9 protein-coding genes are annotated in these 12,072 nt (G+C 63.0%); 2 read left to right on the top strand and 7 right to left on the bottom strand.

Annotated features, from left to right (window positions below; all coding sequences use genetic code 11):
- Positions 1–188: 188 nt before the first annotated feature.
- The 3 genes from V1278_RS23460 to V1278_RS23450 form a co-directional block, all read right to left on the bottom strand.
- Entirely contained in the window at positions 189–638 is a 450-nt protein-coding gene (locus V1278_RS23460) for an SRPBCC family protein (RefSeq protein WP_334368746.1), read from the bottom strand.
- A gap of 234 nt (positions 639–872) precedes the next feature.
- Positions 873–2,225: a peptidoglycan DD-metalloendopeptidase family protein gene (locus tag V1278_RS23455; RefSeq protein WP_334382333.1), complete on the bottom strand. Its 1,353-nt coding sequence runs from the start codon at positions 2,223–2,225 to the stop codon at positions 873–875.
- A 99-nt stretch (positions 2,226–2,324) separates the two neighbouring features.
- Positions 2,325–3,098, bottom strand: a complete 774-nt coding sequence (locus V1278_RS23450) for a peroxiredoxin (RefSeq protein WP_334368748.1) — start codon at positions 3,096–3,098, stop codon at positions 2,325–2,327.
- A gap of 216 nt (positions 3,099–3,314) precedes the next feature.
- Between V1278_RS23450 and V1278_RS23445 the strand changes: the two genes are divergently transcribed.
- Positions 3,315–6,980 carry a YhdP family protein gene (locus tag V1278_RS23445; RefSeq protein ID WP_334382332.1) on the top strand — a complete coding sequence of 1,222 codons (3,666 nt, stop codon included), beginning with the start codon at positions 3,315–3,317 and terminating at the stop codon, positions 6,978–6,980.
- A 71-nt stretch (positions 6,981–7,051) separates the two neighbouring features.
- On the opposite strand, the gene V1278_RS23440 is transcribed toward V1278_RS23445, so the two are convergent.
- Entirely contained in the window at positions 7,052–7,300 is a 249-nt protein-coding gene (locus V1278_RS23440) for a hypothetical protein (RefSeq protein WP_334382331.1), read from the bottom strand.
- Between the two features lie 175 nt (positions 7,301–7,475).
- Complete coding sequence (bla, locus tag V1278_RS23435; RefSeq protein ID WP_442893829.1) at positions 7,476–8,372, bottom strand: class A beta-lactamase; 897 nt, start codon at positions 8,370–8,372, stop codon at positions 7,476–7,478.
- 110 nt (positions 8,373–8,482) lie between these two features.
- Here bla and V1278_RS23430 point away from each other — a divergent pair, with 110 nt between their 5' ends.
- Positions 8,483–9,385, top strand: coding sequence for a LysR family transcriptional regulator (locus V1278_RS23430; RefSeq protein WP_334382330.1), 903 nt, complete (start codon positions 8,483–8,485; stop codon positions 9,383–9,385).
- Here V1278_RS23430 and V1278_RS23425 read toward each other — a convergent pair whose 3' ends face one another.
- Both V1278_RS23425 and tyrS read right to left on the bottom strand, forming a co-directional pair.
- Positions 9,386–10,633: an MFS transporter gene (locus V1278_RS23425; protein WP_334382329.1), complete on the bottom strand. Its 1,248-nt coding sequence runs from the start codon at positions 10,631–10,633 to the stop codon at positions 9,386–9,388.
- A gap of 159 nt (positions 10,634–10,792) precedes the next feature.
- Positions 10,793–12,046, bottom strand: a complete 1,254-nt coding sequence (tyrS, locus tag V1278_RS23420) for a tyrosine--tRNA ligase (protein ID WP_334382328.1) — start codon at positions 12,044–12,046, stop codon at positions 10,793–10,795.
- Between the last annotated feature and the right edge of the window lie 26 nt (positions 12,047–12,072).

Here is a 12,072-nt window from a genome sequence, read left to right as displayed (position 1 = left end):
CCGCATCAATCACAATTGGCGCCGGGCAACAATGCCATTTCGGCATAAGGAATAGGTGTATCCTTGCAAGCGCTGAAGCGGCTTGCGAGACAACGGCGAGCTATGGGAAGTATTCGGCGACATCATGCCGGCGAGGTCGGGTACTGGAGGATGAGGCACCACCGCGTGGTGCCTCTCCTCGACCGTCACTATCCCGGAATATCCGGCTCCACGAGCAACGCGAGCTGGGCAAGCGATTGTTGCCAGCCGAGATAGCAGCCTTCGACCGGGATCACCGTCGGCAAGTTTGTCTGTTCGATGTTGATCTCGGTTCCGACCGAAACCGCTTTCAGGGTCACGGTAACCTCAATAACGCCAGGCAAATTGGGATCGTCGAAACGATCGGTGTAGCGGATCCGCTCGTTGGGCACGATCTCCAGATATTCTCCGCCGAACGAATGGCCGGCGTTCGTGGTGAAATTCGTGAACGACATCCTGAACGTGCCGCCAACCTTCGCCTCGAATTGGTGGACCTTGCAGGTGAAGCCGTAGGGCGGCAGCCACTTGGCCATGGCATCCGCATCGAGGAAGGCGCGAAAAACCTTCTCCGGCTTGGTGGCGAGGACACGATGCAAACGAACGGTATTGCCTTGGGACATGACGTTATCTTCTCCATTACTGAGCGGAGTATATTGCGGGATTTGGTTGGGTTCGCTCAGTCTCTGCCACAAGGACGCCTGGCCCCCATACGATCCGACACGGGGACCAAAAAAATTCACCGACGCGGGCGCGCGGTTCCGTTTTACGTGACGGTAGAATGGGCGGAGGGAGAATAAAGGAAGTAATTCCGCGCGCGATCAACAAGCGAGCACGCCAGTTCTGACGGCGCGATGTTAGCCCGAGCTGAGCCGCACGCCCGCGCGCAGGAATTTCTGCGGATCGACGGCGTCACCGTCAATCCGCGTTTCATAGTGCAGATGCGGACCGGTGGAGCGGCCGGTTGAGCCGACGGCGCCGATGACCTGGCCGATCTTGACGAAGTCGCCGACCCTGACGTGAATCTCCGACAGATGGCCGTAGCGGGTCGACAGGCCGTTGCCGTGATCGACCTCCACCATGCGACCGTAACCACCCATCCATCCCGACGATACGACCTTGCCGTTCGCGGTGACGCGCACCGGATCGCCGCTGGCGGCGCGGAAATCGAGGCCGGTATGCATCGCGGGCCGGCCGAGGAATGGATCGCTGCGAACGCCGAAGCCCGAGGTGAATTCGACCTCGCCGACGACGGGTTTGCGGTAGGGCACCAGCGCGAGCGTCGCGTTGAGGCGCTGCATCTGGGCACGGGTGAGGTTGATCCGGTTGAGCTGGCGTTCGAACGCACCGGCATCCGCCGGCAGCTTCAACGGCACGAACGGGCCACCAATGGCCGAGCGCGGCGTTGCGGCTTCGAGCTGCGCCATATTGAGGCCGAGATCGGTGAACACGCCACGCATGCGGCGCAGCCGCGACTCCATGCTGTCTTCGACCGAGCTCAAGGCCGCCATCTGCCGCCGCTCGACGGAATCCAGCGAGGTCTGCAGGCGGACCAGGACATTGTCGACACCCTGAACCTTGGCGAACTGGTTTGGCTGCGGCTTGGCGACGGCGGGCGCGCGCGATTCCAGCCGGGCCTCGCGATCTGGCGGCGCTACGAAGATCACGGTGTCGCTGATCGGGGAGGGTTTTAGGCTGCCGGAAGCGGGCGTCTCCGCGGCCGCGCCGCGCGGCGGAGGCCGAATCGAACCGGTCGCCGCGATATCCGGCATCGCGCCAAGGGCAGTGGCGCGCGACTCGAGCGCGGTCTGGCGGCGCATGATCTGGTCGAGCTTCTGGTCGAACTGTTCCTGATCGAGCAACTGGCGGCTGGTCGTGCGGTCGACCTTGGCGCGCAGCTCCGCGATGCGGTCTTCATAGGCGTATTGCATCTCGGCCTGCCGGGCGATCAGCCGGGTCAGGACATCATCGCGAAACGCGAAATACGTGGCGGTGGCCGCCGACCACATGCCAAGCAGCACGATCGTGCCGACGACGATCCAGAACACGACCGGGCCGAGCCTGACCTGCCTGCCGGCATGGACGATGGTGTAGCCGTCACCGTCTAGCGCTGCAGCTTTTGCGGCATGGGGTGCCGGACGGCGGGGCGGCGTCCGGCCATGATCGTGGGGATGGTGGTGATCGGCATAATGACCGGAACGGTACGACATCGGCACTCCCGCGCCGGTCGGAAATCAGCTCCGTTCGGCTCAATTTGCGTGCCGATTTGACCCATTCATGGTTAATTTTTGGGAAATGGAACCTGCCGATCACATGCCGCGGACGGCGGCCAACACCTCGTCGGCATGGCCGTCGACCCGCACATTGCGCCAGATTTTGGCGATCCGTCCGTCGGCGCCGATCAGAACCGTCGTTCGAATGATCCCCATGAAGGTCCTGCCGTACATCGATTTTTCGCCCCAGGCGCCATAGGCCTCAAGCATCTCATGTTGCTCGTCCGAGATCAGAGGAACCGAGAGCTGGTGCTTGTTCCGGAAGGATTCCTGGGCCTTTACGGTGTCGGCCGATATCCCGAGCACCACCGCGCCCGCATCGGCAAACGCGCTATCGAGCCGCGTGAAGTCGATCGCCTCCCGGGTGCAGCCGGGCGTGTCGGCGCGGGGATAGAAAAACAGCACCAGTTTCCTGCCGGCATAATCTGCCAGCGAAACACTGCCGCCGCCGTCCCGCGGAAGCTTGAAGGGGAGCGCCATGGCGCCTTCGACCAGTCCGGTTCCGGCAACCGGCTTGGGCGTATCCGATAGATTGGATTTTATTAACTGTTTCGATGTCGGCTTGTGCGACGCTTTGGCTGAAGCGCTCTTGGCCGTCTTTGCCGGTTTCTTGGCCGGCTTCTTGGCGGCCGCCTTGGTGGCGGTTTTGGCGGCCTTGTTGGCTACCTTGGCGGCAGGCTTTTTGGTCGATGCCGGCGTGCTGCGGCGGGCGGTCTTGGCGGCAGTCTTGGCCGCGGCCGGTTTTGCGGCGGAAGTCTTGCGGTTCTTGGGGGATGGCATGGAGGATTTCTTGCGCGTTTTCTTGGACATACGCCTTCCTTTCGTCGCTTTCCGCAGATCAACCATTAGGGTATTGCGGGTCTCGCCTTTGACCGTCGGATTCGCTCCGGCTGCTGGGCAAGTTTGATGACCCCGGAGTATGGTTACAAGGAATTCGACGCTACCCCCGTCCGCTCGTCGATGGGACCGCCCAATCAATCCTTGGGCCCGACCACGAGTAACAGTATTAATCGAGGAATGGCAGCGATGCCGGCACAGGAACGCTCGATACCGATCGAAGAGCGTGCCCTTGGCGGCGATCAACCTCAGCGCCGGCACCGAGAGGCAATGGCTAAGAATACTTCGCCCAAGGGGTCGAATCCGCGTGCCGAGGCCCAGCAATGGGATGACGCTGCGGGCTGGGAGCAGGACGAGGCGGCGGGCTATCGTGCGCGACGGCTGTTGTCGCGCTCCAATTCCCGATTCCACCGGTTCGGCGACAAGTTCTCAGCGCTGCAGCAGATGACCGGCGAGCGCTGGGTCAAGCGCCTGGCGATCGTGATCGCCGTGCTGGCGGTGATCTTCACCGGTTGTTTCGGCGGTCTGTGGTGGCGGCTCGGCGCCGGGCCGATCAACCTCGACGTCGCGACGCCGTGGCTGGCGGCCGCGATCGAAGACAATATCGGCCATGGCAACACAGTCGAGGTCGGCGGTACACAGATCGAGCGGGCCGGACGGATTCGAATCGCGGTGCGCATCCGCGACATCGTGGTCCGCGACCGTGACCAGATCGTCGTCGCGACCGCGCCGAAGGCCGAGGTGAAACTATCGGGCATGGCGCTGGTGATGGGACGGCTGCGCGCCGAGAGCCTCAATCTGGTCGATGCCGAACTTTCGGTGCGAATCACGCCGGACGGCCAGGTGACGGTGTCTGCCGGCGACACCGCCAAGCCGCTGGCGACCGGCGTTGCTTCCAAGCGCGATGCCGGCATAGCCCCAACATTCCCTCGCCAGGCGCCTGCGCCGCCGCAGGGTGCTGCTGCGACGGCTCCCGATACCACGCAGAACGGATTGCTGGCCGGCCTTGACTGGCTCGACAGCCTCAGCCTGACCGGCCTCGATGGGCAGAACCTGAACGAGATCGGCCTCAAGAACGGCAATCTCATCGTCGACGACCAGCAGCGCGGCAACAAATGGACGTTCGAGAATATCAGCCTCAGCATGCGCCGGCCGAGCAGCGGCGGGGTTGCGGTGAGCCTTGGCGAGCAAGGTGCGCGTCCCTGGTCGCTCAAAGTCGTAGTCGGACCACAGCAGAACGGCGTGCGGTCGGTCGATCTTCGCGCCGACAAGGTGCCCGCCGCCAACATCCTGCTTGCAATGCGGGTCAAGGACCTAACCTACAGCGCCGAGCTGCCGCTTTCCGGCGAGCTGAAGGGCGAACTGGGCCGCGACGGTCTGCCGACCTATTTCCGCGGCAAGATCACCGCCGGCGCCGGGAACCTCATCGACAGCGATACGCCTGACTATCCGATGCCGATCGATTCGGCGGAGATGAGCGTCGAATGGGATGCCGGACGGCGCGTGCTGGTCGCACCCTTCAAGGTCATTTCCGGTTCGAACCGGATTACGTTGCTCGGCCATCTCGAGCCGCCGAACGGCGCGACCACCGAATGGCAGGCCGGCCTTAGCGGCGGCACCATCCTGTTGGCCGGCACCGACAACGAACCGCCGCTGATCTTCAACCGGATCGCGATCGGGCTGAAGTTCGACACCGACCGCAAGCGCGTGCTGCTCACCCAGGCCGATATCAGCAACGGCGAGATCGGCATCGCCGGCACCGGCAGCATCGACTATGCGAACGAGGCGCGGCTCCAGCTCGGTTTCGCTGGAACGCCGATGTCGGCGTCAGCCCTGAAGCGGATGTGGCCGATCCTGATCGTGCCCGAAGTGCGCGAATGGGTGATCGAGCGGATCGAGCGCGGCACGCTCCAGCGCATCGAGGTCGGCGTCAACTCGCCGGTGCGCAATCTGTCGCGCAAGGGACCGCCGATTCCCGACGATGGTCTGGCCGTCAACATCGTCGCCTCCGGAGTTACCGCGCGTCCGGTCGACGACATGCCCGCGGTCCGCGATGCGGATTTGAAAGCGCGCGTTACCGGGCGAACAGCGACGGTGACGATCGGGCAGGGAATTGCCGACACACCCGGCGGCCGCAAGATCAACATTTCCGATTTCACCTTCGAGGTGCCGGACATGGCGCCGAAGCCGTCGCCCTCGCGGGTGAAGTTCAGGGTCGATGCGTCCGTGCCGGCAGCGGCCGAGATTCTGGCGTCCGACCGCATCAGCGATCTCTCCGGCACGCTGATCGATCCGAACGCCAGCAAGGGAAACGTTGCCGCCGTCATCACGCTTGGCATGCCGGTCAAGGGCTCGATGACCAAGGCCGACACCACCTACACCGTGATTGCCGATCTGGCCGGGTTTGCCGCCGACAAGCTCGTGATGAACCAGAAGCTGGAATCCAGTACGCTCAAGGTGCTCGCCAATAACGCGGGCTACCAGGTCAAGGGCGACGTCAAGATCAACGGGCAACCGGCTTCGCTGGACTATCGCAAGCCGAGCGAGGGCGACGCCGATATCAGGCTGCAGGCGACATTGGATGATGCCAGCCGCGCGCGCCTCGGGATCGATTTCGGACCCGCCGTGAGCGGCTCGATCCCGATCAAGGTGGTCGGCAAGATCGGCGAGAACGACAGCCGCGTCGGCATCGAAGCCGATCTGACCTCGCTGCGGCTCGACAACATCCTGCCGGGGTGGGTCAAAGTGCCCGGCAAGTCGGGCAAGGCGACGTTCAATGTCGTGAAGAAGGAGCAGTCGACGCTGTTCCAGGACATCGTGGTCGAAGGCGGCGGCGTTTCGATCAAGGGATCGCTGGAAGTCGACCAGAATGGCGATCTGTTGAACGCGAACTTCCCGACCTACGCGCCGTCGGACGGCGACAAGACGACGTTGAAGGCCGAGCGCGGCACCGATGGCGTCGTGAAGGTCACGATGCGCGGCGACGTGTTCGACGGCCGCGGTTTCCTCAAATCGGCGATCTCGGGCAAGGAAGCCGACCCCAAGAGCAAGTCGAGGAACATCGATCTCGATGTCGACGTCAAGCTCGGCGCGGTCGCCGGCTTCAACGGCGAGGCGTTGCGCAGCGTCGACAGCAAATTCTCCCGCCGCAACGGCATCGTCAAAAATTTCACGCTCTCCGGCAAGGTCGGGCGCGACACGCCGGTGACCGCCGATCTGCGCGGCCGCGGGCAGGGACAGGGACGCGACATCATCATCCTGCAGACCAACGATGCGGGTGCTTTCTTCCGCTTCACCGACACCTACTCGAAAATGGTCGGCGGTCAGCTCTCGCTTGCGATGGAGCCGCCGACGGTTGAACCCAGTGCCAAGGACGGTCTGATCAACGTCCGCGATTTCTCCGTCAAGGGTGAGGCCGCACTGGAGCGCGCCGCCGCGGGCGGAGCGGCCGGCGTTCAGAACGGCATTTCCTTTACGGCACTGCGCGCCGAGTTCACTCGGCAGAGCGGACAGCTCACGATCCGCGATGGTGTCGTGAAGGGTCCGATCATCGGCGCGACCATCGAAGGCAGCATCGACTATGTCGGCAATGCCGTGCGCATGAGCGGCACCTTCGTTCCGATGTACGGATTGAACAACATGTTCGGTCAGATTCCCGTGCTCGGCCTGTTCCTCGGTGGCGGCAGCAATGAGGGGCTGATCGGCGTGACCTATGAGGTGGTCGGCACGCCTGGCCAGCCCGTGCTGCGCGTCAATCCGATTTCGGCCGTGATGCCCGGCGTGCTGCGCAAGATCTTCGAGTTCAACACCGGCAAGCAGAACAACACCCCGATCGAACTGCCGCCGAATAATTAGTCAGGCATCGCCGCAGGTTGGTGGATGATCGAATGGAAGCTTCGGGATGGGAAGCTTTCTCTCGGTAGAAATCACTGCTCTGGTGCCAGACATGGATCCAGCAGGACATGGTCGACGTCGCGTCGTCGATATCCGCCTCTCGCGATAACCCTGTCGCCGACCGCTAGGCCGTTGGATTGGTAGGTCACGCACATGATCCTGATATCCGGCGGTGAGCACAGCACGAGATACCACAAGACTTGATCCGTCTGCACCGCTGTGAGATTACCGACCACCGAGAGATCGATCCGGTAGTCGAGTTCTGGAATACCGTCCGCCATCCGCCTGACATCCTTGCAGTCGGCTGGCCTCCGCGCAGGCTGCTCTGCTTCGGAAAATGCCGGACGGTCGGCAAATATATCGTTCGACGCGATTGATCGAGTCGAGCTCGGCACTGCAAAGCACAGGATAATGGTTGCTACCGATAATCCGCCAGTTGCTGCGTGCATTCGGCACCTAGCCAGATGCCATGGCCGAGACCGCCCGCGCGACCGAAGCCAAAGTGGCGTTTTGCTGCGCGGCAGAAACGGTGGCGCCAGTCAGATAGGCGGTGATCACGATGGGCGCTTTGCCGGGTGGCCAGGTCACAGCAACGTCATTGTTTGTGCCTCGGGCACCAGTACCGGTCTTGTCGCCGACGCGCCAGTCTTTCGCAAAACCTGCACGGAGTCGCGCGTCGCCGGTCTTGTTGGCGACCAACCATGCCGTCAGTTGCTCGCGCGATGTTGCCGACAGCGCTTTGGTCCCAAGGATCAGCGCTTGCAGATTCGAAGCCATCGCATTCGGTGTCGTGGTATCGCGGGGATCGTCGGGCAAAGCCTCGTTGAGCGAAGGCTCATCCCGGTCTAGCCGCGTGACTTGGTCGCCCAGGCTCCGCACGAAGGCCGTCAGCCCCGGCGGTCCGCCGATGCTGGCCAGCAGCAGATTGCCGGCCGTGTTGTCGCTCAGCGTCACCGCCGCTTCGCAAATTTCAGCGAGCGTCATGCCGTCGCCGCCGACGCGCTTCTCGGTTACGGGTGAGTACACGATGAGTGCGGATGCGTCGAAGGTTACGCGCCGCGTCAATTGTTCCTTGCCGGCATCCACCCGCGCCAGGATCGCGGCGGCTGCCAGCATCTTGAAGGTGCTGCACATCGGAAAGCGCTCATCGCCCCGGTGGGCATGACGAGTGTTCGTTGCTGTGTCGAGGACACAAACACCGAGCCGGCCGCCGCTCTCGCTCTCCAGACGCTTGATCTCGTCGATCAGTCGTTGATTTGCGGTCGATGCGCGTATCGCTTGCCGGGCGCTCAAAGCAGTCGTTATCAGCGCTGCACCGCATCCAAGCTGGAACTGTCTTCTCGTGATCACCAGGAATCCCTCCTTGCTGCGCGCAGGAAGGTGCCGATCGGTCGCTGTCTTGACAAACGATGAGTTCTGCGGGCAGGCATAAGAAAAACTAGGGACGAGCAATGCGGCGCCGGATGAAGCTTTCGCACCTTCCGCTCAATGCGCTACGGGCCTTTGAAGCGACGGCGCGCCATCTCAGTTTCACCCGTGCTGGCCTGGAGCTTCGGGTTACACAGGCGGCCGTCAGCCAGCATGTGAAAGTGCTGGAGAACCGGCTTGGCGTACAGTTGTTTCGCCGGCTGCCCCGCGGCGTTGCGCTCACCGATGAAGGACAGTTGCTGCTGCCGAGCATTGTCGAGGCCTTCGGCCGGCTCACCGAAACGCTCAATCGTTTTGACGACGGCCACTACCAGGACGTCATCGCGGTCGGTGTGGTCGGTACCTTCGCTTCGGGCTGGCTGCTGCCGCGGCTCGATGCCTTCAGGAAGGCCTATCCACGGATCGATTTGCGCCTGTTCACCAACAACAATCGTATCGACATCGCGGGTGAAGGCCTCGATTACGCGATCAGGTTTGGCGATGGCCTTTGGCACGGCACCGAGGCGACCCACTTGATGGCAGCGCCATTTACCCCATGCTGCGCGCCTTCGCTGGCTCGCAGGCTGAGCCGGCCGGCCGATCTCAAGCGCGAGGTGCTGCTGCGTTCCTACCGACAGGAGGAATGGCCGCGATGGTTTACCGCTGCGGGACTGCAGAGTCCGGTCCTCAAGGGAATGGTATTCGATTCATCGATCACGATCGCCAGTGTAGCGGCGCGCGGTTTCGGCGTTGCGCTGTTGCCGGCGCGATTGTTTCAGGACGAGATCCGGCAGCGGCGGCTGGTACGTCCTTTCAAGGTCGAAGTCGCGCTCGGCGATTATTGGATCACGTCGTTGCACTCCCGGCGACCGACCGCCGCGATGCTCTCATTCAAGAGCTGGCTGCTTGAAACGATCGCAGCAACAAGGAGGAGCCCTGGCAAGCAGGCCGGGACGTAGCTACCGCCGCAGCGCCGGCACGACCAGGAACGGAATCATTCCGAGCACGACGGCCACCAGCGCGAATGCGATCACGGGGTTGTAGCTGTGGGTCCAGTCGTGGATCAGGCCGCCGGCCCAGGCGCCGAGTCCCGAGCCAAGGCCGCTGCCGATCGAGATCGTGCCGTAGATGGTACCGACCCGTTCGCCGCGAAAGATATTCATTGCGGTTGACGTGATCAGCGGGCCGCGCGAGCCGATCATGCTGCCGAAGGTTACGACGAAGGCGCCGAGCAGCCAGAAGTTCGGATAGAACTGCAGCAGCCAGAGCAGGATGATGCCGACGATCGAAATAGCGTAGCTGAGCAGCACTGATGGTCGTCGTCCGAACATTGCATCGAGTTGGGTCACGCCCAGCATGCCGAACAGCAGCACGACGCCGGAAAAGCCCCAGGCGGTTGCGGCCTGCAGCGGCGGGAAGCCGGCATCGATCAGATAGGCGACGATCTGCGCCGCAAGCGCATACATCCCGACGGCCGTAAAGAAGAAGGTCGAAAACAGCGCCCAGAACGCGTGGTGACGCATCGCGCTGCCGAGCGTCCAGCCGCCGTCGACAAAATCGGGATCGGCCTTTTTCGCGATGTGCGGCGAGCCCGTGGAGAACAGCCGCCATGGCAGCAGCAACAACGGCGGCAGCAGGCAGAGCGCAATGATACCGAACGTCTGGTAGGCGCCGCGCCAGCCGATGTGATCGATCAGAAGCTGCGATGCCGGCAGCAGCACCAGGACGCCCGCTCCGGCGGCGGAATAGACCACCGCCATCGCGGTAGGCAATCGCCGGCCGAACCAGCGGCCGAGCAGGATGGAGTTCGGTACGTTGCCGATGAAGGCGATGCCGATCCCGACGGAGACGCCGACGCTCAACTGGAATTGCCACAGCGCCTGCGCGCGTGACGCCACCAGGAACGCTCCGCCGAGCAGCAGCAGTCCCAGCGAATAGACAGCGCGGGGGCCGTAGCGGTCGAACAGCCGCCCCACCACCGGCGCCGTTAGCCCGCCCGCCAGCCATGTCAGCGAATAGACCGAAACCACTTCCGCGCGGTCCCAGCCGAAATTCTCCGAGATCGGTTTGAGGAAAACCGTAAAGCTCTCGCCGAGGCCACGGCCAAGCAGCGCCAGCGTGAAGCACAGCGCCAGTACGTTGAGCGCCACGCGCCCCGGCTTGAGCGGCTTGGCTGTCGCGTCTCCCTCTGGCGTCTTTTCTTCCATAAGACGCAGGGAGCGCGTTTCCGCTGATGCCCGCAAGCGTCAAAAAGTGAATGCGCCTATGCAAGGCCGAGCTAGATTCTTTGTTTGAGCATGATCTCCGGGCAAACGCTGCGCGTTTGTCCCGAGGGGAAAACTGGTATCCACTTTCCGGATCATGCTCTAGGCCGGCTTGAGCAGGACGTGCTTTTTCTTCCCCATGGAAAGTTTGATGACGCCTTCCGGGGTGAGGTTGGACGGTGTGAGCACCATCTTGTCGTCGGTCACCGCGGCATCATTGACGCGCAAGCCACCGCCCTTGATCTGGCGCCGTGCCTCGCCATTCGAGGTCACGAGACCCGCTTTCACGAACAGCCCCAGCACGGCCGCGCCGGCTTCGAGCTCGCCGCGCGAAACCTCCACTGTGGGCAGGTTCTCCGCGATCGCGCCTTGCTCGAACGTTTGCCGGGCGGTTTCGGCGGCGGTGTTCGCGGCGTCGCGGCCATGCAACAGCGCGGTCGCCTCCGTCGCCAGCACCTTCTTGGCCTCGTTGATCTCGCCGCCTTGCAATGCCGCGAGCTTCTCAATCTCGCTCATCGGCAGGGTCGTGAACAGCTTTAGAAATTTCACGACGTCGGCATCCTCGGCGTTGCGCCAATATTGCCAGAAGTCGTAAGGCGAGAACTGGTCGGCGTTGAGCCACACCGCGCCCTGCGCGGTCTTGCCCATCTTGGCGCCCGACGCGGTCGTGAGCAGCGGCGTGGTCAGCGCGAACAATTGCGGCGTGCCCATGCGGCGGCCGAGATCGACGCCGTTGACGATGTTGCCCCATTGATCGGAGCCGCCCATCTGCAGCCGGCAGCCGGTGCGCCGCGCAAGCTCGACGAAGTCATAGGCCTGGCAGACCATGTAGTTGAACTCGATGAAACTCATCTCCTGCTCGCGCTCGAGCCGGAGCCTGACCGAATCCATCGTCAGCATGCGGTTGACCGAGAAATGCCGGCCGATGTCGCGCAGCATCTCGATCCAGTTCAATTTCGTCAGCCATTCGGCATTATCGAGCATGATCGCATCGCTCGGGCCGTCGCCGTACCGCAGCACCTTCGCGAACACGCCACGGATCGAGGCCTTGTTGGCCTCGATTTCCTCGATCGAGCGGATCGCGCGCGTTTCGTCCTTGCCGGAGGGGTCGCCGACCATGGTGGTGCCGCCGCCCATCAGGGTGATCGGCTTGTTGCCGCTCTGCTGCAGCCAGTGCAGCATCATCATGGTGAGGTAATTGCCGATATGGAGCGACGGCGCGGTGCAGTCGTAGCCGACATAGGCGGTCGCCTGGCCCTTGGCGGCCAGCGCGTCGAGGCCCTCGAAATCGGAGCATTGGTGGATGAAGCCGCGCTCCTGCAAAATGTTCAGAAAATCTGATTTAAATTTGGTCATGGGCGAGCGCTTTGATCATTCTATTT

It is taken from the genome of Bradyrhizobium sp. AZCC 1577 (genome assembly GCF_036924575.1).
Taxonomy (GTDB): Bacteria; Pseudomonadota; Alphaproteobacteria; order Rhizobiales; family Xanthobacteraceae; genus Bradyrhizobium.
Note: the sequence above shows the minus strand (reverse complement) of the source record. Positions and strands in the feature narration are given on the sequence as shown.

Excerpts from the sequence above, each read along its gene's own strand:
- V1278_RS23455 (WP_334382333.1), bottom strand. The coding sequence starts at position 2,225 with ATGTCGTACCGTTCCGGTCATTATGCCGATCACCACCATCCCCACGAT.
- V1278_RS23450 (WP_334368748.1), bottom strand. The coding sequence starts at position 3,098 with ATGTCCAAGAAAACGCGCAAGAAATCCTCCATGCCATCCCCCAAGAAC.
- V1278_RS23430 (WP_334382330.1), top strand. The coding sequence starts at position 8,483 with ATGAAGCTTTCGCACCTTCCGCTCAATGCGCTACGGGCCTTTGAAGCG.
- V1278_RS23440 (WP_334382331.1), bottom strand. The coding sequence starts at position 7,300 with ATGGCGGACGGTATTCCAGAACTCGACTACCGGATCGATCTCTCGGTG.
- tyrS (WP_334382328.1), bottom strand. The coding sequence starts at position 12,046 with ATGACCAAATTTAAATCAGATTTTCTGAACATTTTGCAGGAGCGCGGC.
- V1278_RS23425 (WP_334382329.1), bottom strand. The coding sequence starts at position 10,633 with ATGGAAGAAAAGACGCCAGAGGGAGACGCGACAGCCAAGCCGCTCAAG.
- V1278_RS23460 (WP_334368746.1), bottom strand. The coding sequence starts at position 638 with ATGTCCCAAGGCAATACCGTTCGTTTGCATCGTGTCCTCGCCACCAAG.
- V1278_RS23445 (WP_334382332.1), top strand. The coding sequence starts at position 3,315 with ATGCCGGCACAGGAACGCTCGATACCGATCGAAGAGCGTGCCCTTGGC.